Annotated in this window: 28 protein-coding genes; 18 read left to right on the top strand and 10 right to left on the bottom strand. The window is 65.1% G+C overall.

Features of this window, described 5'->3' with window-relative positions; translation table 11 throughout:
- Positions 1-318: 318 nt before the first annotated feature.
- Together FS641_RS08460 and FS641_RS08455 are read right to left on the bottom strand one after the other, a co-directional pair.
- Complete coding sequence (locus FS641_RS08460; protein WP_144762709.1) at positions 319-795, bottom strand: hypothetical protein; 477 nt, start codon at positions 793-795, stop codon at positions 319-321.
- Positions 792-1,589: a hypothetical protein gene (locus FS641_RS08455; RefSeq protein ID WP_144762707.1), complete on the bottom strand. Its 798-nt coding sequence runs from the start codon at positions 1,587-1,589 to the stop codon at positions 792-794. Before FS641_RS08455 ends, FS641_RS08460 begins: the two co-directional genes overlap by 4 nt.
- Positions 1,590-1,865: 276 nt before the next feature.
- Here FS641_RS08455 and FS641_RS08450 point away from each other — a divergent pair, with 276 nt between their 5' ends.
- Positions 1,866-2,477: a hypothetical protein gene (locus tag FS641_RS08450; protein ID WP_144762705.1), complete on the top strand. Its 612-nt coding sequence runs from the start codon at positions 1,866-1,868 to the stop codon at positions 2,475-2,477.
- 67 nt (positions 2,478-2,544) lie between these two features.
- The gene (locus FS641_RS08445; RefSeq protein WP_144762703.1) at positions 2,545-3,312 is read left to right on the top strand and encodes a YfbU family protein; all 768 of its coding nucleotides are present in this window, start codon (positions 2,545-2,547) and stop codon (positions 3,310-3,312) included.
- A gap of 121 nt (positions 3,313-3,433) precedes the next feature.
- Here the strand turns inward: FS641_RS08445 and FS641_RS08440 are convergent, their stop codons facing one another.
- Positions 3,434-4,234 carry a hypothetical protein gene (locus tag FS641_RS08440; protein ID WP_144762701.1) on the bottom strand — a complete coding sequence of 267 codons (801 nt, stop codon included), beginning with the start codon at positions 4,232-4,234 and terminating at the stop codon, positions 3,434-3,436.
- A 397-nt stretch (positions 4,235-4,631) separates the two neighbouring features.
- Between FS641_RS08440 and FS641_RS08435 the strand changes: the two genes are divergently transcribed.
- The 6 genes from FS641_RS08435 to FS641_RS08410 are packed head-to-tail and all read left to right on the top strand — an operon-like array spanning position 4,632 to position 8,728.
- Positions 4,632-5,267, top strand: coding sequence for a hypothetical protein (locus FS641_RS08435; RefSeq protein WP_144762699.1), 636 nt, complete (start codon positions 4,632-4,634; stop codon positions 5,265-5,267).
- Between the two features lie 10 nt (positions 5,268-5,277).
- Positions 5,278-6,270, top strand: coding sequence for a hypothetical protein (locus FS641_RS08430; RefSeq protein WP_144762697.1), 993 nt, complete (start codon positions 5,278-5,280; stop codon positions 6,268-6,270).
- 15 nt (positions 6,271-6,285) lie between these two features.
- Positions 6,286-6,564 (top strand): hypothetical protein, encoded by a 279-nt coding sequence (locus FS641_RS08425; protein ID WP_144762694.1) that lies wholly within the window; start codon positions 6,286-6,288, stop codon positions 6,562-6,564.
- A 39-nt stretch (positions 6,565-6,603) separates the two neighbouring features.
- Positions 6,604-7,458: an antitoxin VbhA family protein gene (locus FS641_RS08420; RefSeq protein ID WP_144762691.1), complete on the top strand. Its 855-nt coding sequence runs from the start codon at positions 6,604-6,606 to the stop codon at positions 7,456-7,458.
- Entirely contained in the window at positions 7,455-7,700 is a 246-nt protein-coding gene (locus tag FS641_RS08415) for a hypothetical protein (RefSeq protein WP_144762689.1), read from the top strand. The genes FS641_RS08420 and FS641_RS08415 overlap by 4 nt, the downstream gene beginning before the upstream one ends.
- Positions 7,700-8,728 (top strand): hypothetical protein, encoded by a 1,029-nt coding sequence (locus FS641_RS08410; protein ID WP_144762686.1) that lies wholly within the window; start codon positions 7,700-7,702, stop codon positions 8,726-8,728. Before FS641_RS08415 ends, FS641_RS08410 begins: the two co-directional genes overlap by 1 nt.
- Positions 8,729-8,855: 127 nt before the next feature.
- On the opposite strand, the gene FS641_RS08405 is transcribed toward FS641_RS08410, so the two are convergent.
- Both FS641_RS08405 and FS641_RS08400 read right to left on the bottom strand, forming a co-directional pair.
- Complete coding sequence (locus FS641_RS08405) at positions 8,856-9,044, bottom strand: hypothetical protein (RefSeq protein ID WP_144762684.1); 189 nt, start codon at positions 9,042-9,044, stop codon at positions 8,856-8,858.
- Positions 9,045-9,869: 825 nt separating this feature from the next.
- On the bottom strand, positions 9,870-10,388 hold the full coding sequence (locus tag FS641_RS08400) for a hypothetical protein (protein WP_144762681.1): 519 nt from the start codon (positions 10,386-10,388) through the stop codon (positions 9,870-9,872).
- 117 nt (positions 10,389-10,505) lie between these two features.
- Here FS641_RS08400 and FS641_RS08395 point away from each other — a divergent pair, with 117 nt between their 5' ends.
- From FS641_RS08395 to FS641_RS08350, 10 genes are all read left to right on the top strand, one after another.
- Positions 10,506-11,489 (top strand): sugar phosphate isomerase/epimerase, encoded by a 984-nt coding sequence (locus tag FS641_RS08395; RefSeq protein WP_144762677.1) that lies wholly within the window; start codon positions 10,506-10,508, stop codon positions 11,487-11,489.
- Between the two features lies 1 nt (position 11,490).
- Complete coding sequence (locus FS641_RS08390) at positions 11,491-12,678, top strand: Gfo/Idh/MocA family protein (RefSeq protein WP_260855743.1); 1,188 nt, start codon at positions 11,491-11,493, stop codon at positions 12,676-12,678.
- 287 nt (positions 12,679-12,965) lie between these two features.
- A complete protein-coding gene (locus FS641_RS08385) occupies positions 12,966-13,742 on the top strand; it encodes an IclR family transcriptional regulator (protein ID WP_260855742.1) in 777 nt (258 codons plus the stop codon).
- Between the two features lie 91 nt (positions 13,743-13,833).
- The gene (locus FS641_RS08380; protein ID WP_260855741.1) at positions 13,834-15,822 is read left to right on the top strand and encodes a thiamine pyrophosphate-dependent enzyme; all 1,989 of its coding nucleotides are present in this window, start codon (positions 13,834-13,836) and stop codon (positions 15,820-15,822) included.
- 47 nt (positions 15,823-15,869) lie between these two features.
- A complete protein-coding gene (locus tag FS641_RS08375; protein WP_144762674.1) occupies positions 15,870-16,649 on the top strand; it encodes an SDR family NAD(P)-dependent oxidoreductase in 780 nt (259 codons plus the stop codon).
- Positions 16,646-17,530: an SMP-30/gluconolactonase/LRE family protein gene (locus tag FS641_RS08370; RefSeq protein WP_144762671.1), complete on the top strand. Its 885-nt coding sequence runs from the start codon at positions 16,646-16,648 to the stop codon at positions 17,528-17,530. Before FS641_RS08375 ends, FS641_RS08370 begins: the two co-directional genes overlap by 4 nt.
- Complete coding sequence (locus tag FS641_RS08365) at positions 17,527-18,498, top strand: hypothetical protein (protein ID WP_144762668.1); 972 nt, start codon at positions 17,527-17,529, stop codon at positions 18,496-18,498. Before FS641_RS08370 ends, FS641_RS08365 begins: the two co-directional genes overlap by 4 nt.
- Positions 18,491-19,600 carry a mandelate racemase/muconate lactonizing enzyme family protein gene (locus tag FS641_RS08360; RefSeq protein WP_144762665.1) on the top strand — a complete coding sequence of 370 codons (1,110 nt, stop codon included), beginning with the start codon at positions 18,491-18,493 and terminating at the stop codon, positions 19,598-19,600. Before FS641_RS08365 ends, FS641_RS08360 begins: the two co-directional genes overlap by 8 nt.
- The gene (locus FS641_RS08355) at positions 19,597-19,911 is read left to right on the top strand and encodes a muconolactone Delta-isomerase (RefSeq protein ID WP_144762662.1); all 315 of its coding nucleotides are present in this window, start codon (positions 19,597-19,599) and stop codon (positions 19,909-19,911) included. Before FS641_RS08360 ends, FS641_RS08355 begins: the two co-directional genes overlap by 4 nt.
- The gene (locus tag FS641_RS08350) at positions 19,908-20,666 is read left to right on the top strand and encodes an SDR family NAD(P)-dependent oxidoreductase (protein WP_144762659.1); all 759 of its coding nucleotides are present in this window, start codon (positions 19,908-19,910) and stop codon (positions 20,664-20,666) included. The genes FS641_RS08355 and FS641_RS08350 overlap by 4 nt, the downstream gene beginning before the upstream one ends.
- Positions 20,667-20,788: 122 nt before the next feature.
- Here FS641_RS08350 and FS641_RS18580 read toward each other — a convergent pair whose 3' ends face one another.
- From FS641_RS18580 to FS641_RS08330, 5 genes are read right to left on the bottom strand one after another with little or no spacing between them, the layout of a single operon-like run.
- Positions 20,789-21,238 (bottom strand): kelch repeat-containing protein, encoded by a 450-nt coding sequence (locus FS641_RS18580; protein WP_144762656.1) that lies wholly within the window; start codon positions 21,236-21,238, stop codon positions 20,789-20,791.
- Between the two features lie 30 nt (positions 21,239-21,268).
- On the bottom strand, positions 21,269-21,421 hold the full coding sequence (locus tag FS641_RS18040) for a hypothetical protein (protein ID WP_186317654.1): 153 nt from the start codon (positions 21,419-21,421) through the stop codon (positions 21,269-21,271).
- On the bottom strand, positions 21,418-22,251 hold the full coding sequence (locus FS641_RS08340; protein ID WP_144762653.1) for an aldo/keto reductase: 834 nt from the start codon (positions 22,249-22,251) through the stop codon (positions 21,418-21,420). The genes FS641_RS18040 and FS641_RS08340 overlap by 4 nt, the downstream gene beginning before the upstream one ends.
- Positions 22,248-23,180 carry an alpha/beta hydrolase gene (locus tag FS641_RS08335; RefSeq protein WP_222122066.1) on the bottom strand — a complete coding sequence of 311 codons (933 nt, stop codon included), beginning with the start codon at positions 23,178-23,180 and terminating at the stop codon, positions 22,248-22,250. Before FS641_RS08335 ends, FS641_RS08340 begins: the two co-directional genes overlap by 4 nt.
- Positions 23,177-23,992 (bottom strand): heme-binding protein, encoded by an 816-nt coding sequence (locus FS641_RS08330; RefSeq protein ID WP_144762647.1) that lies wholly within the window; start codon positions 23,990-23,992, stop codon positions 23,177-23,179. The genes FS641_RS08335 and FS641_RS08330 overlap by 4 nt, the downstream gene beginning before the upstream one ends.
- Positions 23,993-24,000 lie beyond the last annotated feature (8 nt).

The following is a 24,000-nucleotide window of genomic DNA, read 5'->3' as shown; positions in this document are numbered from 1 at the left end:
GCTCGATCACAGCCATCATACCTGTGGCATGTGACGTTCTGCGAGGGCGATCCAGGGGGGTGCGATTCGGCCGACTCTACAAAGCTAGAGCGCCGATAACGCCCATTACGACAAGAGCCGGGTCGCGCGCGCTGGGAGTCAGGGTCTCGCTTCAGAGCTTCGCTGTGGGCAGCAGGAGGCGGGTTCGGCACGACATGAAGCGCCGTCCCCCTGAAGGGGACGACGCTTCATGTCGTCGATGACTGAGCGGCGAGCTAGGCGACTTCGTGCCGACACGACACGGCGGACATCACCACGGTGGACCGCCTCAGTCGCGCTTCACTGCTTGGACAGCCGAACGGTAGCGGTGCTGCCCGCGATACTGACGGGGAAGCTGATTTCCCCGTCCTCGTAGATGAAGTCTTTCGTCGGGTCCGTTGATGCCAGCAGGGCCGAGTCGGTTGCGGCGGCGTCCCGGGTCGAAGTCCAGGTGTAGGGCGACTTGTCATCGGTCGGCGGAGTGAACGTGCCGACCCAGAACAGCGAGGTGGTGTCGCCGTTGTCAGTGACGAAGTTCGCCGTGATGGTGTTGCCGTCGATGGTGGCGGTCATCCAACCGTCGTCGCTCGCGGAATTGCTCTGCTTCCAGTTGCCGGTGAGGTCCGGGATCACCACCGGGTCCGGCGTCGGCGTCGATGCTGCTGCCTTCGTCGGAGTGCTGGTCTTCCCCGCCGATGCGTCCGCGGTGTTCGTCGCGCTGCACCCGGTGAGCACGAGCAGTGCGGCCAAGGCGACGGGAGCGGTCAGCCGCTTCACTTGAACCACCCCGAGACACCGACGGTGAAGGTGTCGCACGGTGCGTCGTACAGGTCGTGACTGAATGAGACGGTCGCGTCCGCCTCGATGTCGCCGGACTCCGTGGCGTAGTCGAGGGTCGACGAGGTCAGGGTGTCACCGCTGAAGCAGTAGATCCCCACTGAGTACGGTCCAGTGAGGGGCTTGCCGGTCTTGTTCACGGCGGTGCCGATGATCGACGTCCCGTTGTTGTCGGCCTGCGTGACGTTGAGCGGTGCCGAATTGTATGAAGAGGTGTCCGCCGGCGACGTCGACGCCTTGAACTCGTACTGCACTCCGGACTCCGGCACGGACGAGACGTCTTCGAAGTAGAGGTAACCGAAACCGGCCTCTCCCGGCTTCACCTGCGCCGGCACCGTGCCCTGGCTCGAGCCGCTGGCGACGACCTTGCCACCGGCCGATGCCGTCCCCGTGAAGTCCACGTGGGAGATCGGGGCCGCGGTGTTGTTCCGGAAGGCGAACGTCAGCGTGCCACTGCCCATGCCGTCCGTCTTCTCGAGGGGTGCGGTGGCCACGACGGAGACCTTCCCTGCGCCTCCGACGGCAACCTTCGGCGTCGCGTTCCCGGCGAGGTACCCGCCGGCGTTGAAGGGGAGGGCAGCGACCGTCGACGACGTGGGCGTCGGGGACGTGCTGGAGGACTCGTCGACGGTGCCCGCTGCGACGTTGGAGGTGGACGCCGTGCTGCAGCCGGTGAGGAGGAGAAGAGCTGCTCCCCCGAGTGCGGCTGCCGTGAGCATCTGCTTCGAGATCATGGTGGAGGATGGGTCTTTCTTGAGCGCATGTCGAAACTGTGGTTCCGCTCAGCGTAACGGCCGGAGCGATGGGACCCGTCGCCCCAGTTGTGGAGCAGTGAAGAACGGCGGTTGCCCGCAGGTTTGATCACGCGCGGATAACTTCATCGAGCCGTCGCACAGCTTCACGCCAGGCAAGTCAACGCTCCAGCGGCCGCGGGGTCGCGCTCCGCCCCACTTCGGCGCGGAGCGCTTCACGTAGTGCTGTGTGGGCTGACAAGGACCTAGCATTGACGCGTGGCACCCCTTTCTACGGGCATGGTCGTTGCGGCGGGAAACGCTGCATTGGATACGAGCAACCCGCTGTCGATCGCCGTTGGCGTGGTTGGAGGCGTTGTCGGCGTCGTCGGTCTGTTTCTTTCGTGGTCGAGCGGACGAGCTGAACGGGCTGCGAAACGCCTCGAGCAACTCATTGCGATGGAGCAGGACGCTCGGTCGCGAGGGCCGCTTGCTGCGGACGATCTGCTTGCGGTCCGGCAGCACTGGACGTTCCTCGAGCAGTTGGATGAGGAGATTCGACTGCATCAACGGTTCGCGTTCCGCGCCGCCCGCCGGGTCGGATCCGCCACGTCCACGGGCGCCGTCGTGGGGTGGGCGCTCTACGGCGCTTTCCTGATCACGGCGGGGTTCTACGTGGCTTCAGTCGACCGCCCCGTCTCGGACGTCGTCGCAGGCGAGTCCTGGTTGCTGGCCTTGGGAGGTGTCACGTGTTGGGTCCGCTCGGTCGTGCTCGGAGCTCGGCGGTTCCGCATCTGGCAGGCACGACGCGATACCGGAATTCAGGACCTCTACTCGCGGCGAACACTCGCCCGCCTGCGCCAGGTCGTCGCCATCCGACGGCCGCGGTGAGCCGAAGGACTACACCGGCTATCTCATCGATTTGCCGCGGCGGTTCGAGAGGCTGTACGACTGTCGGATGCCTGACATTTCCATCGACGACGCGACGTTCGCATACCTCGAACGGCTGGCCGAGCGGGTGGGGTCATCGGTGAGTGACCTCGTCCGTCAGGCCACGTTCCCGTCGCCGCCTGCCGACTCGAGCCTCGCGGTCGATGTGACGCCGGAGACGTTGAGCGTGTTCCAGCGTGAACAGCTCGCGGTCCAGCATGAGCTCTTCGGGTATCTGTACACGACGTTGCCGGAGGTGGCCGGCGACCGCGACATGCTCGAGGACACGTATGACGAGCACACGCTGCTCGCCGAGATTCTCCGCAACGGGTGGACGGCGCAGTACGACCGGGTGTTCGCGAAGGTGAAGCCGGAGTTGCCGGTTCACGTGTGCGCGTTTGTGAAGAACGTCCTGTCCATGTTCGGAGACATCGCACATGCCATCGACGCGTTGCATGCGGAGGAGTACGAGATGCTTGGTCAGTCTCGGGTGGCGGCGCTGCGGTTCCGTGGCTTCGGATGGCGGACCGAGCGCCGGCTTGCGAACTACGCCGAGCACCTGATCGTCGACGACAAGCATCACGCCGTGGTGCGCCGCTTCGCCGGTGTCGTCGATGACGAGTTGACCGACCACTTCCCTTGGGCCGGTGAGGCCGACCACGCTGAGGAGTACTTCCGGATGCTGGCGACGTTCGATCGGCTCACCGACGGCCACGGGGTAGACGAGGACGAGCCGCTCACCTTGGCACAGCTCACGGCGATCGCCGACGCGAGCGCCGCGCCTTCTGCCTCCTGACGGACCGTCCCGACGACGAAAGCGTCGCCCACCAATGGTGGGCGACGCTTTCCTATACCGGACGCGACAGTCTGGGAGCGGCTTCACGATCATGGCAAGGGGCCGCTGCTGTCGAGGAGGTTCAGGCGAGGAGGTCAGGGTCGAGAAGGCTCGGCTCAGGCTCGGACGCGTCGCGGTTCACGGTGGTCAGCTCGACCTCCCACGGCGCGGGTCGGAACGCCATCGACGGCTGCCGGTCGTGCCAGCCGGGCTCGTAGTTCGACTCGCGCGACTCGGCCGAGATGCCCGCAGCGTGCAGCAGGAGCGCGTCGAATGCGACGCGCTTGCCGACACCCCGTCGGTACTGCCTCGGGCTCGGCATGCACGCCTCCGTACCCCGCTGGTCAACAGGGTGCTGGTCGACGTTCTGCTGGTCGGCGAGACTCTCGCTGAAGCGCTGCGGGTTCCCTTCGGCGTGGTTGTTCTTGCGGATGGGCGTCAGTGACGCGGTGTGGATGCGGTGCGCGTACCCGAAGCAGGTCGGGTCGTTGGGTGAGGGCGTCGGGGCCGGCTGCAGCGTGGGGTCGTTGAGGTTGGTTTCCCCCGGGGTGCGAGGGGTGGCGACGGGCCAGCCGTCGCAGTGCCAGCGGAGCAGGATGTTGCTGACCTGGATGTCGGCCTCCCGCACGCGGCTGCCGCGCACGTCGGTCTCGTACGACTGCGACCCGTCAGTCGGGATGAACGTGGCGTCCACCTTGTAGATGTCGTTGAACTGGCGGCGCCAGGCGCGGATCATCGGGCAGGCGAGTTCTTGCGGGCCTCGGCGGCCATCGCGGCGGAGGGCGATGCGCAGCTGCTGCAGCTCCTCAATGCCGTGGATGTGGTGCGTCGTCTGCGTGCAGGTCGCGATGGGGGTGGTGCTGATGTTCATGTTGTCGTTCATGGTGATGTTCTCCGAGTCGGGAGCGAGGCTCTTTCTCGCTGATGTCACCCCTATGCGGCGTCGTGCGACCGAGCGGGGAGCAGGTCCTGTTCGCGGCCCCGATTTGGCGCCTTCGGAGCCGATTTACCCCTCGACCGGGGGCCAGATTTGGTCAATCTGTGCCATTTCTGCCCCTCGGAATGGGGAGTCTGAGCGCGAGCTCGGGCTCGCCGATAGGTGTCGCTGGGGCGCGACTATTCCTGCTGTTGGACCCGGTGCCGCCCATATGGTTCCGCCGTTCGGGTAAGCCTCCTAGCGTGCACAACATGCATCGCCCCATGAGTTGCACTCCGTGTGCCGCAACCACTCCGACCGAAGACGTTGTGACGACTCCCAGCGCCCGAAACGGGTCCGATTCGTGAGTGGCCGCTCCAACGAGACGAAGCCGTCCGCGAAGCAGCGTGAGCAGCTCGCCGCGATCCGGGGCATCACCCGCATCCCGTTGTCGGACCTGCGCGACCAGAGTCCCCCGAACCTTCAAGCCCTCTACGCCGACCTGCAGGACGGTCAGGCACTCATCCCAGGTCTGAAGATGGGACTCGGTGCGCTCACCGTGCAGCGCTGGGACCCGGTCTACGCTGCCGACGGGTGGACGCTGCACGGGGCGGACCTCACGCTCGACATGGGGCACCCGTTCGGGTCGCTGTCCTACCGCAACGACGCCGACGGCCGGATGCTGCGCGTCGGCGTGAAGTGGCATCCGCTAGTACAGCAGCTCGAGTTCCCCCCACTGCACCCGTCAAAGCCGGAACTGACTTCCGACTGCACCGACGAGGAGGTTGCCGCAGTGGTGTTGGACGCGCGGAGTCGGATCGGGACTCTTGTCGCGGTCAACGCGCAGATCGGGTCGTTCGTCGCCACGTCGGAGTCAGAAGACGCGATCCTCGACGCATCCGGGCTCGGGCTCGAGCGGCTCTCCGAGGACGACCCACGGCTTGCTGACCGGCAGTCGTGGCGGCCGCCTCAGTCGAACGGCCGCGGCACTGATGGGTGACCGGGAGTGGGTGCACGACATCCGGCACGAACAGAAGATCCTGTCGTTGCCGTTCGGGCTGGGGTGGACGATCGACATCACGCAGACTCTGGTGGCTTTGGCGGCGGCGGGGATGCCCGCTCGGGTGGAGGCGTTTGATCGGCTCCGGTTCGAGGACGGCCGGTCCGGGTTCTTGTCGACCCCGAACCCGACCGCGACCATCAACGACGACGGCACCCCGACGGAACGGACTGAGGATCTCATCGTCCTGCCTGGTGGGTCCGAGGGCGGTGTCCTGTCGTTGGCGCGCCGGTACCCGGACCTGGTGGTGGTGAACGGGAAACGGCAACGCGTCTGGGCGAACGGCAAGCAGGTGCACGGCTCGTCGAGGGAACGGGACGCGACGCCGGGGTGGCGGAACGTGTTCGCCGTCACCCGCACGGTGACGATGCATGGCGGCAGCACCGCCGACATCGCCACCCGGACCGGGCTGCCGGTCGAGCAGGTTGAGGCGGCGCTTCGGACGCTGGGCGATCACGTCGCGGCGACCGAGCGTGGGTGGGAAGCCGCAGACTTCGGCGTCCTGGTTGATTGGACGATCGCCGCATACCCGGGCCCGGGCGGCATCCGCACGTCTTGGAAGCGCGATGACACCATCGATGAGCAGGCAGACCAGCTGATCGGGCTGGGTGGGCTGATCTCGGACCGGTGGGCGGCGCAGCAGGCAGGCGTGTTCGTCCCACCAAATCGGCTGACGGCGTTCTTCGCCCAACATCCCGACATGGCCGCTCTGGGCTATGAGCCCGCCACAGTGAACGAAGCGACGGTGACGGTCGTCATCCCGCAAGACACCACCGTCCTCGCCGTTGAGGGGTGTTGCACGGATGACTTCATCACCGCGCACGTCATCCACAACGACAGCTACGCCGACGTGAACACGGACGGAGTGAACGGGCTTCGGCAGCTGCTGCGGTTCCGAGCCGACCTCGCCCACGACCTTCGCTGGCACCCCGGCAACAACTGAGGCGTGGGGGTCCGGATGCGGTTGCAGCTGCTGTCGATGACGTTGGCGTACGACGACGCCCGCTTCTTCGGGTCCGTCATCTTCACCAACCCGGACCAGCCAGACGAGAAGCCCGCGGTGGTCTTCATCGACCACGCCGACGAACCGCCCTGGTTCCGCCTCACCAACGCCAACCCCGACGCGCACCACCCCGAAGCTCCGGAGATGGTCGAAGCGGATCGCATCATGCGGTTCCTCCTCCGCTACGCCCCCGAGCGCATCGGCCGCGCCGCCGCCGACTTCCCGCAGCCCTGATCCGTCCTGCTCGCGCCCGACCTTTGGAGGTAGTTGCTGATGATGCGTCTAGTGTCCCTGCACCTGTCGAACGACCGGATCCTCTGGGGGCATGTCCTCCTCGAGGACACGGAGACCCCGAACGCGCACCTGGCGCAGATCCTCGTCCGCCCCATCGACGTCGAGCCCGGGTACGAGCTCTACGACAAGCACAACACGGTCCTGTCGGACCTGACCGTGCCGGCGGTGCGGGAAGCGAACCGCATCGTGCAGACCCTTCTCATCCCCGCCTCCGAGATCGCACGCCGGGAGAAGGCGGTCCGGGCGGTGATCCACTCCGGCTACTTGGAAGGGTTTCCGGACGACATGCCGTGGCAGTCGCAGCTGTGGATGTACGCCCGCGGGGAAGTCACCCGCGAGCAGCTGTCCGCGTACGCCGACGAAGGCCGACAGATCCCCCGCCAACCCGAACACTCCGCGGTCGGTCCGGCGGACGTTCCCGAGGACTGGTGGCAGCAGACGCAAGCCCGCATCCGCCGGAACCTCCTCGAGACGACTTTGACCGAGGCGGAAGTCGCCGCCGCGCTGCAGATCAGCGTCGACGATGTCGGTGAGCTGTTCGAGTCGAACCGGCTGCTGAGCTTCGACCTCGACGGCGGAGAACGCATCCCCGACTGGCAGATGCTCCGATCCGACGACGGCAGCCCTGCGACGCTACTGCCCGGCCTCGACGTCCTCTACGCGGCAGCACCCCAACCGCTCCTCGACGCGGCAGCGATGACCGAGTTCATGACAACGCCCCTCGACTTCCTCACCGTCGACGACCGGATCCTGACGCCGTTGGACTGGATGCGGGAAAGACGGCCGCTGACGACGATCATCGCCCTGTTCCGCGGACGACGCTGGCGAGCATGACCCGCCGGCCGGACCTGTTCCTCCTCAACGTCTCCTACGACGTCGCAGGCGTGCACGGGCACGCGTTCTTCCGCGACCCACCCAGCAGCGAGCTGCGGCAGGTCATCATCCGCAGTATCGACACCGGCACCATCTGCGAACCCGCGCACGGCGACACGCGCGACGGATGGGAACCCTTCCTCGAAGAAACCCGTTGGCTCATCGCCCTCACTCAACCCGACATTCCGGAAGAGCGCAGCTGATGGGGTCCGGGCTTGAATGGGTTGCCGCCGCGTACGCCGGCAGGCCGCAGATCACGATGCCGTACGGGCTCGGCGACACCACCGACATCACCCTCACCCTCTCCGTCCTCAAGCTCGCCGGGCTTCGCGCGGTCGTGGAGACGCACGACACGATCCGCCTCGCCGATGGACGCCGCGCACGATTTCCGATGCTCACGCAGCGCCCCCGCGACGACGACCCGAACGACGCGGAACTGCTCCTCCTGGCACCGCGGACCGTTACTGCAACACAGATCGCCCTTGCAGAACGAACCGAAACCGTGCTGCTCGTCGATATCGACCGGCGCCGGGTCTGGATCGACGGCGAACAGGTACTCGGCGCCCGCGACCGGTGGAAGGACGCCGCCCCCATCTACGTCACCTTCGCCGTCGCACGCATGCTCGCCGTCAACGGGTCCACCTTCGACGGACTGGTGCGGGCAGGGCTCACTCCTGGGCAGGTGGACGACGCGCTCGCTCGCCTCGGCAAACGGGTGCACCGGACCGACATCGGCTGGGAGTCCCGGCAGGTCGGCGGCCTGATCGACTTCGCCGTCGCCTGCTACCCAGGACCAGGCGGCGTTAGGACCAGGTGGACGTCAGACCTGCCGCTCATCGAGCAAGCGGAACGGCTCATCAGCGCGGGATGCCGTATCTCCGGCCGGGCCATCTCCGACCGGCCCGGCTACCCCGCCATCAGCAAGCGGAAGATGCCGTACCGGGTCGTCGCGTTCTCCGAGCAAGAAGTTGACATAGGCGCGCTCGGGTTCGAGCCCGACACGGTCGGCTTCGCCGGCACCGAGCTCATCCGGCCAGCGGACCCGACGGTCTTCCTCACCGCTGCTGCCGCCGGATATGCCGACCGTACCGACGACATCATCACCGCGAACACGCTCCTCCGCGCTGACTGGCGCAACGCCGATGATGCGGCATCGCTCGAGGAAGTGCGGAACCGGCTGCAGTTCCTCGCCGACACCGGCTACGACCTCCGACACAACCTGCCGAGCTGACAGGCCGAGCCGACGACGCGGTGGCGCGACTTGGAGCGTCCACTCAGATCATCCCATTCCGCGCAGGTCTCTGCAGAGGATGGCAGTTAGACCCAACACCCGGTACAAGTATCACGCAGCTCGATGTTCAGCAATTTGACCTTTCGCGCCGCTTCTTGAAGACCACGACCGCGATCTGCCAGACGATGATAGCGACGACAAAGCCGGCCGGCAGAGCGACGAATTGAGTCACATGCAGAGAGGCAAAGACGATGACCGCCAGAAAGCAAGCGCCGAGACCGAGCCAATGCGCAGTATCAAGAGACGTTTGCCCCATTACTCTCCCCGCCTTCTCGGAACGAGTGCGTACGCCACGCACGACCAGATTCAAACAGAGAAGACTTTGGCTACAACTGCCAGCGCCCACAATGGGAGACCGACCACGCTTGGATCTGTCGCACGAGGACCAAGCAGGAATGTAAGACCCGATCGAAGCGTGAAATCCCAAGTATTGCCATTGGTACGGCACTGCCTCGTATTCGAATCATGAGATCCCTCTTGTCGCTGCCGCTTGGACGCTCGACCCAGACCAAGTAGGTGAACGTCGGAACGCACACGTCTAGCAATGGAAGCCAAGCAGCAGCATTCTGGGTATTGATGATGAGGTTGGTCACACCCGCTAATATGCCGAGAGCCAGCACGATGGCAAGCGCAACTCGCAGTCCTGTCGATTTCATTTGAGCACGGGCCGAATATAGGGGCTCTGGCCATAGCAGTCGACCGAAATCACATAGGCAGTGACGAGACTGCCACCCAGTACGCCAACACCACCACCAACCGTCGTTCCGATACCTGGAAAAACGCTCCCAAGCGTACCCAGAGCGAGACTCGACCCTCCTACGTAGATTCCGAAAGCCGCGAATTGACCTTCAAATGTGCAGGTCGTGCCGAACGTGTTGCGACCATTCGCGTCGAATTGATTGTAGGGGTCGCTGCCGGCGTACGCGTAGCGGTTTGCGTTGGTGGGGCTGAGGGGAGCGTCGAGGTTGTCGCGTTCGATCCAGCCGCCGGTGGTGCTGCTCTGCCACCGGTACCCGAACTTGGTCAGCCCGTTGTCGGTGCTGCTCGAGTGGAGGCCTGCCTTGAATCCGTACGGGTTCTGCTACCACTGGACGCTGGTCTTGTCTTCATCGGTGATGCGCTCCGAGCCGTACGGGTCGTAGTGCACCTCGTACGCCTTCTCACCAGCGTCGGTGATCGCTGCGGTCGGGTTGCCGATCCCGTCGACGACCCACATGCTCGTGGTGTCGTCGGTGGTCTGCAGGTCCAGCGGCTGCCCGGTCACCGGGTCGCTGATCACGGACGCAGTGCCCGTGCCGGCAACAGTGCGGCTGGTGATCACGGGAACGCCGTGCCGGTCGGTGGTGCCATACGTGTAGTCGTACTCCGCACCGCCGTCGGTGGACTGCGACAGGACCTTGTTCATGTCAGCGCCCGCGCACTCGTACGTCGTGGTGACGACGTCCTTGGTGGACGAGGTCAGCTGCTGCGCCCCGTTGTAGGTGAACGCCTGCCCCGGCGCCTTGATCCGCCTGGAGTGACGCTCAACGAAGGAGACTCTCTGGCCGGCGATGGTGGACGCACAGGACCTGCCGATAGGACCCCGCGCGCCCGCTACCACCTCCGAGATGATTTCAGCATGTGAACGGAACTCCATATAGACACCACCAGTGGGTGCATGACAGGATGCCCTCACCGCTTGGCGGTGCAGGAGACAACCCTCAAAGGAGAGGTAGCAATGAAGCTTGGGATCCTTACGGCTCTGTTCGACGCGCAACCGTTGGAAGAAGTCGCTACTTACGTGTCCGGCCTCGGCTACGAGGCGGTGGAGCTCACTACGTGGGCAGGCTCGGGCCACTTCGATCTGGAGCAGGCATCAACTGACGCGCAGTACGGGCGGAACCTGAAGAAGATGCTCGACTCGCGGGGGCTGGTGATCTCCGCCCTCTCGGACCATCTTTCAGCTCAGCAGGTGCTTCCTCCAAAGGACGCGAGTTTCGACGATTGGTCCCCCGTCACCGACAAGCAGGAGATGTTCGAGTACGGAAAGGCGCACCTGCTGAAGACGGCACGGGCCGCGTCTGACCTCGAGATCCCCGTCGTCAACGGGTTCTTCGGTTCAACAGTCTGGGGGTCCTGGTACACCTGGCCTCCGAAACACCTCGAGATCTACAACGAGGGGTGGGATCTTTTCGTTGAGCGGTGGAATCCAATCCTCGACGAGTTTGCGAAGCTCGGTGTGAAGTTCGCGCACGAGGTGCACCCAACGGAGATCGCTTACAACATCACTACCGCGCAGACGGCGGTCGAGAAGCTCGATCGTGATGATTGGGGGTTCAACTTCGACCCGAGCCACTTCATCTGGCAGCAGATCGACCCGGTCGTGTTCATCAAGACGTTCGGAAACCGCATCCTCCACGTGCACGCGAAGGACTTTGAGGTGCAAGAAGACGAGATCCGCCGAGACGGGGTGCTGTCAACTGGTTCGTGGCGCAACATGCACCGCGCTGCTCGGTACCGTGTCGTCGGATGGGGGCAGGTCCCCTGGAAGCGCGTCATTACAGCTCTCCTCGAGGTTGGCTACGACTATGTGATGTCCTACGAACACGAAGACCCGGTGATGAGTGAGCGGGACGGCGCAGAGAAGGCCATTAACTACCTCCGTCCCCTCATCGTAAAGGAACCGATGGATCCCGAAGCACAGCACTTTTGGCTGGTCTGACGTGAGCGACACATCCTTCTTCAACCAAGGCGAGATGAAGGCGGTCGGTCAGGAAGTGCCGACTCTCGGCATCGGAATGCTCGGCTACTCCTTCATGGGCCGCGCACACACAAACGCGCTCAAGAAACTCTCCTACACGTATTGGCCACCACCTGCGGAGACGAAACTCATCGCACTCGCAGGACGCTCCGGGGCCGCGGTCGCTGAGGCAGCCCGGCGTTACGGCTACGAGCGGTCGACCACCGACTGGACCGACATCGTCAACGATCCTGCGGTGGACGTCTTCGACAACACAGGTCCGAACGACCAGCACCTCGAGCCGACGATCGCCGCTGCCCGGGCCGGCAAACACGTCATCTGCGAAAAACCCCTCGGAAGGACCGCGGACGAGGCCTTCAAGATCTGGGCGGCGGTCGAGAAGACCGGGGTGAAGGCGATGACCGCCTTCAACTACCGCTTCTTCCCCGCGATACGTCTGATCAAGGGGCTCCTGGATGACGGGACGTTGGGTGAGGTCCGGCATTTCAGGGCCCGCTACCACCAAGAGTGGCTGGTCGATCCCAACAGTCCGACGTCGTGGCGGCTCGACAAGAATATCGCTGGGTCTGGCGCGCTCGGCGACCTCGGCGCGCACATCATCGACCTGTCTCGGTACCTGGTTGGGGAACCGGTGACGGTGTCGGCAAACCTCGTGACCTTCGCTGATGAACGCCCAGGCGGGCATGTGGATGTCGACGACGCCTTTGATGCAATCATCACCTTCGGCAATGGCGCCACGGGTACGCTCGAGGCCACGCGTGTCGCGCCCGGCCGAAAGAACCACATGCGCTTCGAGATCAGCACGACCAGGGGCACGGTGATCTTCAACCAAGAGCGAATGAACGAGATCGAGCTGCATCTCATCGACTCCACGCCGGCTCAGAATGCTCAGGGGTTCCGGACAGTCCTGGTCTCCGAGGCCTACCACCCGTACTGGGAGCACTGGTGGCCGCACGGGCACATGATCGGGTGGGAAGACAGCTTTGTGCACGAGCTCGGGCACCTGCTCGAGGCGGTCGTGCACGATGCACCGATCGGACCGCACGGCGCCACGCTCGAAGACGGTTACCGTTGCGCAGAGGTGTGCGATGCCATCGTCCGATCGGCTTCTACCGGTCATCGCCAGGACATCGCGTACCGATCGCCCTGAGGTCTGCCCTTCCCGCCTGACGCCCTGGGGCGGTCGCCGTGGGGCGTTAGGCGAGGGAGTGCTTGGCTCAGCGCCCCAACGGGTCGTGAATGTCCCGCTCCGCCAGCGAGCCGACCGGAAGATGATGCCCATTACAACCCGGGCATCCGCGGTCTCGGCTCACGATGCACCGCTCGCTTGAACGTGCTGGCGTCGTGTCTCGAAGGATCAGAGATGCCCGCACAAAGCCCGTTGATCGAGTGCTGCTCTTTATGCGTTGCCGCCCCGCAGGCGACTAGCATCAGGCCGTGACTAGCGAGCCTGAAGCGCCCGGTGCAGCGGCGCCCGCGACGCTCATCCAATCGGTGAGTCGTGCGATGCGCATCCTCATGGCGATCGCGAGCAGTGATGACGGGCTCTCCGTGAAGGCGGTTGCCGACCAGTTCGAGCTGTCGAGGCCGACGGCATACCACCTGCTGAACACGCTGGTGCACGAGGGAGCTCTCCTCAAGGACCAGCGACGTCGCTACACATTAGGACCCGCCGCTGCGGTGATCGCGGAGGCCCACAACCGCCGCAACGTGATCTCCGCTCGCCACTTGCAAGGCCTGCACGCGCTTGCGAACGCTTCCGGCGAGACGGCGTACCTCAGCGGATGGCGCAACGGGGCGATCACCGTCCTCGCCACAGTCGAGGGGTCTCATGCCGTGCGCGTCGCGGGACTCTCCACCGGCTACTCGGACAACGTGCACGCGCGGGCGAGTGGCAAGCTCTTGCTGGCATTCGCACCTCCGGCCGTTCGCGAACCCCTGCTGGAGCGGCTGGTGCTCAGAAAGGTGACGGAGCACACGATCACGTCACGAGCCGCGCTCCGGCGGGAACTCGACTACATCGCGGCTTCTGGGTTGTCGTACGACCATCAGGAGTTCCGGGAAGGCGTCGAGTGCATCAGTGCACCCATTCGCGACAACGGTGCCGTCGTTGCGTGCTTCACCCTGGCGTGCCCGAAGGACCGGTTCGTCTCCACTGAGCCGCAGCTCGTTGATGCGCTGCTGCGAGCCACCGCGGACGCCTCAACCTCGTGATTTCACCATCTGAACTCGTGTCCATATCTTGACAACGAATTCCTCCACGTGACAGTGTGAGGCAGCAGTCAGATGAGTCAAGGAGGACCCATTGTCGGAGATCGCACTCACCCCACTCGACGCCTTTCGGGCGATGGTCACCATCCGCGTCTTCGAGGAGCGTTGCCTCGAGCTGAGCGCCGAGGGCTTCTACCCTGGCTCGGTCCATACCAGCACTGGGCAGGAGGCCATCCCGGTCGGCGTGCGGGCCGCAATCCGCCCCGGCGACCGGGTCCTTCCCACGTATCGCGGTCACGGATGGGCGATCGCCGCGGGCATTCCCCTCGAGGGCCTTCTCGCCGAGATTGCGCAACGAGCAGGTGGCATCAACGGCGGCAGGGGCGGATCGGCCTACCTCACTTCTCCCGAGCACTCCTTCTTCGGGGAGAACTCGATCGTCGGTGCGGGCATCCCCATTGGCGGCGGTGTGGCACTGGCCGCGCAGCACCAGAAATCAAACCGTATCGCCGTCGTTTCCATCGGTGACGGTGCGATGAACCAGGGTTCCGTTCACGAAGGCATGATCTTCGCCGCCGCCTACAACCTCCCCGTCGTCTACATCATCGAAGACAACGGTTGGTCCGAGATGACCGAGACGGCGACGCTCCTGCGGACGCCCGACCTGACGTCTCGCGCCGCCGGGTACGGCATCCCGGCCGTGACCGTCGACGGATGCGACCCGGTAGCGGTGGCGAACGCGATGAGCGGAGCCGCCGAGCGCGCCCGAGCCGGCGAAGGTCCGACGCTCTTGGTCTGCAAGACGGTGCGGCTCCGCGGGCACTACAACCGCGACATCGAGCACTACCGTCCGAAGGCGGACACGGAGAGTGCAGCGATAGCAGAGCCGATCATCCGCATGCGCGCGCAGCTGGAGTCGATGGGCGTTCCTGACGAAGACGTGCGAAAGATCGAAGAAGAGGTCCTCGCGGAGATCGACGCAGCTACGGCCGCCGTCCGCGCCATGCCAGCGCCGGCCCCTGGGGACGCGGTGGGTCACGTCTACGGTCCGTTGGCGACCCCGACCGGGCCCCAGAGTCAAGGTGCTGCAACCGAATTGACATACCAGCGCGCTGTCAACAAGGCGCTCGACGCAGAGCTCACCAACCGACCCGAGGTCCTTGTCTACGGTGAGGACGTCGGCTTCGCCGGCGGCATCTTCGGGGTCAGTCGGGGTCTCCAGAAGACGCACGGGTCCAGCCGGGTCTTCGACACGCCGATCTCGGAGAGCGCCATCCTCGGATCTGCAGTCGGCGCCGCGATGGAGGGTATGCGCCCGATCGTCGAGATCATGTGGGCTGATTTCCTTCTCGTCGCACTCGACCAACTCGTGAACCAAGCCGCCAACGTGCGTTACAGCACGCGATCGGTCCTGCATGCTCCACTGGTCGTGCGCACGCAACAGGGCGCAACTGCCGGCTCCTGCGCGCAGCACGACCAGAGCCTGGAGGCTCTGCTTGTCCACATTCCGGGCCTCCGGGTTGGACTCCCATCGACCCCAGCGGACGCGTACGCCATGACGCGCGCTGCGGTTGCCGACGATGACCCGGTCATCCTCATCGAAGCCCGTGAGCTGTACCAGATGAAGGGCGATGTTCACCTCGATGCTGAGGCGGAAAACATCGGAGGCGCGAGGTTCCACCGTCGTGGCGCAGACCTCAGCATCATCACCTGGGGTGCTCCGCTCCACCGTGTCCTTGCCGCGGCGGATGTCCTCGCCACCTCCGGCATCGAAGCCACCGTGCTCGACCTGCGCTGGCTCAACCCTCTCGACGACGCCGCGATCGCCGAAGCCGTCCAAACAGGTGGCGGGCGGGTCCTCGTGGTGCACGAAGCCAACAGCACCGGCGGATTCGGCGCGGAGATCGTTGCGCGTATCCAGGAGCAGCACTTCAGCGACCTGTCCGCGCCCGTTCAGCGGCTCGGCACGGCAGACAGCCGTATGCCGGCAGCGGCAAGCCTGCAGAGCGCACTCCTGCCGACGGAAGACTCCATTGCAGAGGCCGCGCGAGGGCTCGCCGGCCTGTCAAGCACCCACGCGTAGTCAACGCTGCCATCGAGTCCCCGCCGTTCACACTGAGGTGAAACAGCATGTCTGACAACAATCGCCGCCGTATCGTCATCACGGGTGTCTCCCGCGGCATCGGCCGATCCCTTGCCCTAAGCGCAGCCGAGAAGGGCTACGCAGTCGCAGGCATCCATCGCGGCACTGACCCTGCAGTCACTCCTTCGCTGATCGAGGAGATCGAGCAGCGCGGTGGTCGGGCGCTCATCCACGAGGGGGACGTCGGTTCTACTACGGACGTCAACGAACTGGCCAACGCCGTCTCAGCGGCGTGGGGAGGCGTCGACGTCTGGGTGAACAACGCCGCCCGGCTGCTCGTGCAGCCGTTCATGGAAATGGGCGACGATGACTGGCTGTCCATCATCAACTCAAACCTGATGGGCTACGTCCGCGGCGCTCGGGCAGCCGCCACAACGATGGTGCCAGCCAGGTCAGGACGGATCGTGAACGTCAGTTCGGTTGTGGCGGAACAACCGCCGACCGAGATGACCGGCTACGTGACGGCAAAGGGGGGCATCACCGGTCTCACCCGTGCGCTTGCTGTCGAACTCGGCGAGCACGGCATCACCGTCAACGCCGTCGCGCCCGGTGCAACGGAAACGCCGTTGAATACGGACTCGTGGACCGATGACGTCCGCGAGACCTATCGTCAGCGCATACCGCTGCATCGGATCGCCACCCCGGAGGAAGTCGCAGATGCCATCCTGTTCGTTGGTTCCGATGCCTCGCGCTACATAACCGGCCAGGTGATCACGGTCGATGGAGGCCTCCTCCTCAACGGCTCAGTCGGACACCGGCGACGATGACGATGACGATGACGGCACGATTCCCGGTCTCGGCGTTCAAGACGATCTGGACCGGTGTGAACCATCCCGAGTCCATCGTCTGGGACGGCGACCGCAATCTCCTGTACGCCGGCGGTGAACGCGGAGAGATCTACCGCGGAGATCTCGACAATAACTGGCAGCAGATCGCAGACTGCGGGACCGACGCCTTCGTCCTCGGGCTCGCACTCGATGCACGGGGGGATCTATACGTTTGCGAACGGGGCAACTCCCGTCTCCTTCGGATCGATAGCGAATCTCTCGAGCAGGTCGAGCTATCGCGCGGCACGCCATCACGGCCGATGATCTGCCCGAATTTCGCAGCCTTTGATGTATCGGGTCGGCTTTTGGTGACCGACTCAGGAACGTGGGGTGCTGACGACGGTGTTGTCTTCACGCTGAGTTCGCACGGTGAGACCTCCGTCTGGTCGACCGTTCCGAGCAACTTCCCCAACGGAATCGCCTTCTCGCAAGACGGGGCCTTCCTCTACGTCGTCGAGTCTGCGGCATCGAAGGTCTGGCGGATCGAAGTCCGCGAGGACGGCAGCGCGGGCGCTCGCAAACTTGTCTGGCACGTCCCCGACACCGTGCCGGACGGCGTCACGCTCGACGCCGCCGGCGATCTCTACATCTCCTGCTACACCCCCGACTCCATCTACGTCGTCGACATGGCCACCGGTGAGAGCGAGCTCCTCCTCCACGACTGGAGCGGTCAGCACATGCAGGCGCCGACGAACATCGCCTTTGTCGGCCCGGAACTCGACCAACTCGCCAGCGCCAACCTTTGCGGGAGGCACGTGAACGTCGCGACCGGGCTCGGCATCACCGGTCTTCCTCTCGTGCGGCCGGAGGTGGAGCGATGACCGTCACGCTCGAGTCCGCTCATCTCACCGTGACGGTCGAGCTAGATCGAGGCGGAGAGATTAGCTCCGTCCGTTCGGTGTCCGGGGCCAACGCCCTGAGCTACTTCGACTGGGCTGCGCCGATTCCAGACGGCCCGTCGTTCGGTGCGACGGAACGCGACTGGCTCACGAAGTATCGTGCGGGATGGCAGTTCCTCTTTCCCAACTCAGGAGCCGAATCGGTCTGGGGTGGCACAGCTGTCGCCTTCCACGGGGAGGCATCGCTCGCGCCCGTCAGGCTGGTCGAGCAGGAGCGCACGAGGTTGACCGTACGCACCGGCGCTCGGCTGCCCCTCGAACTAACCCGGTCCATCCGACTCTCCGACGACGGCCCGACGCTGTTCGTCGAGGAGCGTGTCACCAACGTCGGCGCGGAAACGGTCCCGTTTTTGTGGGGACACCACCCGACGTTCCCCGCCGTACCCGGCGCCCATCTCGACATGCCTCACGCGCACTTCGACGTTGAGCCCGCGACGCCCGGTGATCTCCGTGCCACTCGCGGGATCTGGCCGGCAGCCGTCAACGCCCGCTCCGGCGATGACGTCGACCTCAGCGTCATCCCCGAAACGGACATGGTGCGCCTGGTTTATCTCTACGGTCTCCACGAAGGATGGGCAGCGCTCCGCAACCCCATCGGCGCAGCGCTCCCGGGCGTCGCGATGGCGTGGGACGTTGAGGCGTATCCCGAGCTGTGGATTTGGCTGCAAAACGGCGACAACTCCTTCCCTTGGTACGGACGCGCAAGGATGATCGGCATCGAGCCGCAGCGGTATCACCCGTTCGACGGACTCGCCGGCGCCGTCGAACGAAACCAAGCGGTGATCGTCGGCCCGGGCGAGACGGTGGCATCCTGGCTCACCATGTCTCTCCTGTCGGATCACCGTCCAGTGACGGCCATGAGTAGATCGGGAGCTGTGTCCCATGCTTGACCGTGTCGAGAAGCTTGAAGTCTGGCACTGCGCACTGCCGATGCCCCGCCCACTCCATCTTGGAGCCATCACCTATACCTCGCGTGATTACGTCATCGTCCGCCTCACCACGCATGACGGAGTCACCGGTTCAGCCATCGGGTACACCCGCGACACTCCACTCTTCGAGGCACTCACTCTCCTCGGGCCACACATTGCTTCGTTCGAGGGCACGCCAGCCGAAGCTGCTGACATGCTGAAACGGCGTTTCGCGCCGGGCTGGGCGTCCCTCGTCCGCGCCGCGTCCTTGATCGAGATCGCGCTCTCCGACATCGAGGCGCGCCGCCAGAGTGTCCCTCTTTCCAACTTGTTCGGGTCGGCAGCGCGAGACGTGCCGTTGATGGTCGTGGCTGGTTACTTCCTCGACCAGCGTGGGCAAGGCGAGATCGTCGACGAGGTCCGTTCCTTCGTCGACGATCGTTACGAGACGATCAAGCTCATCGTTCCTGGCCACGATCTCGATTCGGACCTGGCCCTCGTCCGGCGGGTCCAGGATGTCCTGCCCTCGTCGGTGCAGTTGGCCATCGACTTCCACGGAGCATTCGCCGATGTTGAAGAGGCGATTGCATACTGCCGGAATTTCGACGACCTCGGACTGCGCTTCATCGAGGATCCGTTCCCGAGTTACGAAGTGCCGTCCGTCCGCGACGTCGCAGACTCGCTGTCAACGCCGATCGCCTCCGGCGAAGACGTGAGCACGCCGTCTGTCCTGCAGGATCTCATCGAAGGTGGCGTTGGGTACCTGCGAGCCGACGCCACGGCATCGGGCGGCTACACCGCCGCGCTCAAGGGCATCGCGCGCGCGACTTCCTACCAGGCCAAGGTCGCCCCACATGTCTGGCCCCACATCCACATGCCCCTCGCCGCTTCGATGACCGCGGTCGCCGCCATCGAGATCATCCCGCACGACACAGGGGCTGACCCGATCGACCTCGTCCTGCGCGAGCCGTTCCCAATCTCGGACGGCAGATGGATCACACCGCCCGGTGACGGGCTCTACCTGCCACTCGATTGGGAGCGCGTCGCCGCCCACGCCGACGCAACCTGGACGCATCGCGCATGACTAGTCACTTCATCGTGCAGATCGAGCTTGCCGCGCCCGACGACTTGTCTGCAGAAACGCTTGTCAGCCTGAGGGCTCAAGAGACAGTCCGTGCCCGCGAACTCGCGGAGGCCGGTGCGCTCATCCGGCTCTGGCGCATCCCGACCCGCTGGGCAAACATCGGGCTGTGGGCCGCAGACGACGAAGCTGCGCTGCGCTCGACCCTCGACTCCCTCCCTCTCCGATCGCTCATGACCATCACGATTAGTCCCGTCGTCAGGCACCCTTCAGACCCTGACGGAGACTGCAACCAACGAACGGATCAACGATGACTGCACCCCTCGCCTTGGTAACCGGAGGCGCATCAGGCATCGGGCTGGCATTTGCACAGCGATGGACCAGAGAAGGCGGGAGAATCGCTCTGCTCGACCTCGACCAGGACGCTATCGACCGCACCGTTGACATGCTCGGCGGCGATGACCGAGCGATGGGATCCGCGATCGACGTCCGGGACGACGACGCGGTGAGGGCCGCCGTCGCTGCAAGCGCTTCCAGGAACGACGGAGTGCTGGACGCCGTCGTCAACTGCGCCGGCATCGCTCGCCCTGCTCGCGCCGCCGACGCCACCGACGAAGAGTGGACGAGATTGGTCGATGTCCACCTCAACGGGACCATGCGAGTCAACCGTGCCGCACACCGCTACCTGCAAGCGTCGCACCAAGCGAGCATCGTTAACATCTCATCCGTCGCCGCCGTTTCTGGCATGCCGGGACGGTCTAGCTACTGCGCCGCGAAAGCAGGAGTGGAGGGCCTGACGAAAGCGCTCGCGGTGGAGTGGGCGCCCGATCACATCAGGGTGAACGCCGTCGCACCGGGCTACGTCAACTCGCAGATGATCGGGGGGCTCATCGCATCGGGACAGCTGGGCCTCGAGCCCGTCATCGCGCGGACGCCGATGCGCCGACTTGCAGAGCCCCACGAGCTTTCCTCTGCGATCTACTTCCTCTCATCCTCCGAAGCGAGCTACATCACCGGACACACCCTCTACGTCGACGGAGGGATGACGATCGACGGCAACTGGTACTGACCTAGAACACACAGGGAACGATCCGTACTCGACGGAGGGCACTGTTGCAGGTACGTGCACCGATGTTCCCACGTCGGTTTTGAGCCCGTTGCCCGCCTCGAACTGACTGATCTCCCTGCAAGTCAGGGACTGCTGTCGGTCCGGTTGACTCCTGATCTGTGGGGACGTGGTCGGCAGCTGGGTCGTAGGACAGCGTGGTGTCGCCGTCTGCACCGACACCGCCGAAGACCTAAATGCGCCCATCCGCGACAGCCGTGGCGTGTGCGCCGCGCGGTTGCGGGAGGGACGCAACTGCGTTCCACCGGTCGATGTGTTCGTCGCACACCCACACGGCGGCTGGCGGGCCGAGGAAGCGGCTGAATCCGCCCACTGAGTACAGCCCGGCCGCGAAGGACAGCGAGGCGTTGGTGGTCTCGTCCTTCTGGCAAGGGCGCCGCGTCGCTCCAAGCTTCGCGCTCAGGATCGAACACCTCGACCGTTGCAAGCGAATTGCCGTCGGCATCGAGGCCGCCGACGACAGAGATCCTGCTGTTTAGTGTCGCGGCCGTCACCTCGGTTCGGGCGGACGGCATGGACGGCGCGGACTGCCATGTCCTCTCGCCTTAGGTGGTCGCATCGGCCCGACCGGGCGATGCGGACGTGGTTGACGGGGAACCGGTTGGGGTCGGATGGTCGGCCTGGTCACTGCATCCGGTCAGTGCGAGCAGCGCGAGCGCCGCGACGATGCCGGCGCGGACCGGGCCGACGTCGCTCATGCGCTGTCGCCTGCGAGCTGCGTGGCGTAAGACGCGGGTGTACCTCGGTCGAGTCCGTCGATTGCGGCGATGTCAGCGGCGTCGAGTGTGAAGTCGAACACGTCGTGGTTCTGCCGGAGACGTTCCGTAGACGCTGATTTCGGGATCACGATGAGTCCGTGTTCGACGTGCCACCGCAGGATGACCTGCGCGGGGGTCTTCCCGAGCCGAGTTGCGATCGCCGTGACGGTTTCATCCTGGAGCGCGTTCGTCGACGGGCCGAGCGGTGACCACGATTCGATGGCGATTCCTCGCGACAGCGTCGCCGCACGGAGGTCCTTGTGGGCTACGACTGGGTTGACTTCGATCTGGTTCACAACAGGGGTGACGCCGGTGCTTCGGATGATCCGGTCGAGGTGCTCCGGCCGGAAGTTGGAGACGCCGATGCTGCCCACCTTTCCCTCCTGCTGCAGTTCGATGAGCGCCTCCCACGTTTCGATGTACTTCCCGACCTGCGGCATCGGCCAGTGGATGAGGGCAAGGTCCACGTGGTCGTCGCCGAGCCGTCGGAGCGACTGCGCGAGAGCGTGACGGGTCTTCTTCCGTCCGTGGTTGTCGTTGCCGATCTTCGTCGTTACGAATACGTCTTCACGAGGAAGTCCGCTGCGCCGGATGCCCTCCCCGACGCCGCGCTCATTGCCGTACGCGGCTGCGGTGTCGATGTGGCGGTAGCCCACTTCGATCGCCGCGGCGACGACTGCCGGGACTTCGCTCTCGGACAGCGGCCAGGTGCCAGCACCGATCTGCGGGATCGTGCGGCCGTCGTTGAGGGTGATCAGCGGTGCGTTCATCGGTCTGCCTTCGACCCGAGGTGCTCGACGAAGAAGTCGCGTGCAGTGGTGACGGCGGGTTCGAAGGCGACACCGCCGTAGGGTGCGTAGTGGCCGCCGGGGAGCACAGCGAACTGCTTCGGCTCGAGCGCCTGCTCGAACGCGCTCAGCGGGAGGTCGGTTGATGCGACGGTGTCGTCCTGTCCGACCATCAGCAGGAACGGCGTCGGGCTGATCCTGCCGATATACGCCCGCGGTTCGTACTCGGTCAGTTTCTCGAGGCTTGCAACCGTCACGGTGTTCTCCCACAGCGGCGCGTCCTTCGCCGCGGAGCTGAACCACTCGTAGGAGTCCGCAGTCGGGAACGCAACGTTCGCCATCGAGTCCGGATCGATGATCGGAATCATGGCTGGGTCGGCGCCAGCGAATCGGGCTGCGCGGTCCTGCTCCCACGCCTTGCGCTGGTCGGGGAACAGGTCCTGACGCACGAGCCGCTGGATAGCGGAGTAGCCGCTGACAACGGGCACCTGCGACGAGATGGCCTTCACCCGCTTGTCGATGGCACCGAGGATGATGACGTGGCCACCCGAGTAGCTCGTACCCCAGGCGCCGATGCGGTCGGAGTCAACATCGTCTCGCTGCTGCAAGTAGGTGACCGCGTGGCGATAGTCGGTCATCTGCTGCCACGGGTCGATTTCGAAGCGGGGTGTCCCGTCGCTCGCTCCGAAGTTGCGGTGGTCGAAGGCGAGGACGGCGAATCCCGCTTCGACGAAACGCTCTGCGTAGGGCGCGAGCCCCATCTCCTTGAGCGCCGCGAAACCGTGCGCCATCACGATGGCTGGGAAGGGGCCGCTCCCTTCGGGCGTGTAAAACCAGCCGCGCAGGGTCGTCCCGTCGGCGTTGAATTCAATGTCGGTCCGCATGAATGTGTTCCTCTCAGTGGTGGTCACGCGCTCAGCTGCCGAGACATGCTCGGCGCGTCGAAGGTCGCGTAGAGGGTTTCGATGAGGCCGTCCTCGGCGAGGAGGAAGGTGTTGATGCCGGTCCATACGACCGGAGATCCGCTGGAGCTCATGCCGCTTCCTGTCCAGCGGACCGCGACGGAGTTGCCCGACACGAAGACTTCGTCCTCGGTGATGCCATCGAAGCGCCCCCAGGTCGGCAAGAAGTCGGCGAGCATGCTCCGCACGGCGTCGCGTCCGTGCAACGGGGGTGCGCCGACAGGGTCGTGGCCGACGCTGCCATCCGCGAAGCACGCAGCGAATGCCTCAGGGTCGTTGGCGCGGAGGGCGGCGAAGTAGCCGCGGATCGCGGCGGGAATCTCCTCCGCCGCCTTTCCAAGGACGTCCTCAATTGCGGCGGACGCGACCTGCTTGTCCTCGTCTGCCGTTCCGCCGCTGACACCGACGGCACCCACGACAGTGCCCCCTTCGATGACAGGGACGCCGCCAGGCAGCGGCACCAATCGTTCGACGGCGGCCGTCGCGACTGCGGTGCCGGCGTCACCGAACGCACGACCTTGCTCGAGCCACCCTTCGGAAGCCCCGAATGCCGCCGCGGTGTAGGCCTTGTCAGTCGCGACTTGAGTGGAGGGTGTCACCGTGCCGTCCATGCGGCCGAATGCGAGCAGATTCCCTGCGGCGTCCACCACCGCGATCGCGGAGTTGTTGCCGAGAACGCTGCTGTGTCGGATGGCGGCAGTGACGATGTCCTGCGCTGTGTGCGCCGTCAGGTGCGTGACTGTGGTTGTGAGGGGATGCATGTGTGTCT

It is taken from the genome of Curtobacterium sp. 9128 (assembly GCF_007673775.1).
GTDB lineage: Bacteria > Actinomycetota > Actinomycetes > Actinomycetales > Microbacteriaceae > Curtobacterium.
The sequence above is the reverse complement of the archived record's forward strand: the minus strand, read 5'-3'. Positions and strand labels throughout refer to the sequence as shown.

What these genes read in the sequence shown, in the direction of transcription:
- FS641_RS08410 (WP_144762686.1), top strand. Translation starts at nt 7,700, where the DNA reads ATGGGGTCCGGGCTTGAATGGGTTGCCGCCGCGTACGCCGGCAGGCCG.
- FS641_RS08420 (WP_144762691.1), top strand. Translation starts at nt 6,604, where the DNA reads ATGATGCGTCTAGTGTCCCTGCACCTGTCGAACGACCGGATCCTCTGG.
- FS641_RS08445 (WP_144762703.1), top strand. Translation starts at nt 2,545, where the DNA reads ATGCCTGACATTTCCATCGACGACGCGACGTTCGCATACCTCGAACGG.
- FS641_RS08455 (WP_144762707.1), bottom strand. Translation starts at nt 1,589, where the DNA reads ATGATCTCGAAGCAGATGCTCACGGCAGCCGCACTCGGGGGAGCAGCT.
- FS641_RS08415 (WP_144762689.1), top strand. Translation starts at nt 7,455, where the DNA reads ATGACCCGCCGGCCGGACCTGTTCCTCCTCAACGTCTCCTACGACGTC.
- FS641_RS08365 (WP_144762668.1), top strand. Translation starts at nt 17,527, where the DNA reads ATGACCGTCACGCTCGAGTCCGCTCATCTCACCGTGACGGTCGAGCTA.
- FS641_RS18580 (WP_144762656.1), bottom strand. Translation starts at nt 21,238, where the DNA reads ATGCCGTCCGCCCGAACCGAGGTGACGGCCGCGACACTAAACAGCAGG.
- FS641_RS08350 (WP_144762659.1), top strand. Translation starts at nt 19,908, where the DNA reads ATGACTGCACCCCTCGCCTTGGTAACCGGAGGCGCATCAGGCATCGGG.
- FS641_RS08360 (WP_144762665.1), top strand. Translation starts at nt 18,491, where the DNA reads ATGCTTGACCGTGTCGAGAAGCTTGAAGTCTGGCACTGCGCACTGCCG.
- FS641_RS08425 (WP_144762694.1), top strand. Translation starts at nt 6,286, where the DNA reads ATGCGGTTGCAGCTGCTGTCGATGACGTTGGCGTACGACGACGCCCGC.
- FS641_RS08370 (WP_144762671.1), top strand. Translation starts at nt 16,646, where the DNA reads ATGACGATGACGATGACGGCACGATTCCCGGTCTCGGCGTTCAAGACG.
- FS641_RS18040 (WP_186317654.1), bottom strand. Translation starts at nt 21,421, where the DNA reads ATGAGCGACGTCGGCCCGGTCCGCGCCGGCATCGTCGCGGCGCTCGCG.
- FS641_RS08375 (WP_144762674.1), top strand. Translation starts at nt 15,870, where the DNA reads ATGTCTGACAACAATCGCCGCCGTATCGTCATCACGGGTGTCTCCCGC.
- FS641_RS08355 (WP_144762662.1), top strand. Translation starts at nt 19,597, where the DNA reads ATGACTAGTCACTTCATCGTGCAGATCGAGCTTGCCGCGCCCGACGAC.
- FS641_RS08440 (WP_144762701.1), bottom strand. Translation starts at nt 4,234, where the DNA reads ATGAACGACAACATGAACATCAGCACCACCCCCATCGCGACCTGCACG.
- FS641_RS08330 (WP_144762647.1), bottom strand. Translation starts at nt 23,992, where the DNA reads ATGCATCCCCTCACAACCACAGTCACGCACCTGACGGCGCACACAGCG.
- FS641_RS08395 (WP_144762677.1), top strand. Translation starts at nt 10,506, where the DNA reads ATGAAGCTTGGGATCCTTACGGCTCTGTTCGACGCGCAACCGTTGGAA.
- FS641_RS08340 (WP_144762653.1), bottom strand. Translation starts at nt 22,251, where the DNA reads ATGAACGCACCGCTGATCACCCTCAACGACGGCCGCACGATCCCGCAG.
- FS641_RS08405 (WP_144762684.1), bottom strand. Translation starts at nt 9,044, where the DNA reads ATGGGGCAAACGTCTCTTGATACTGCGCATTGGCTCGGTCTCGGCGCT.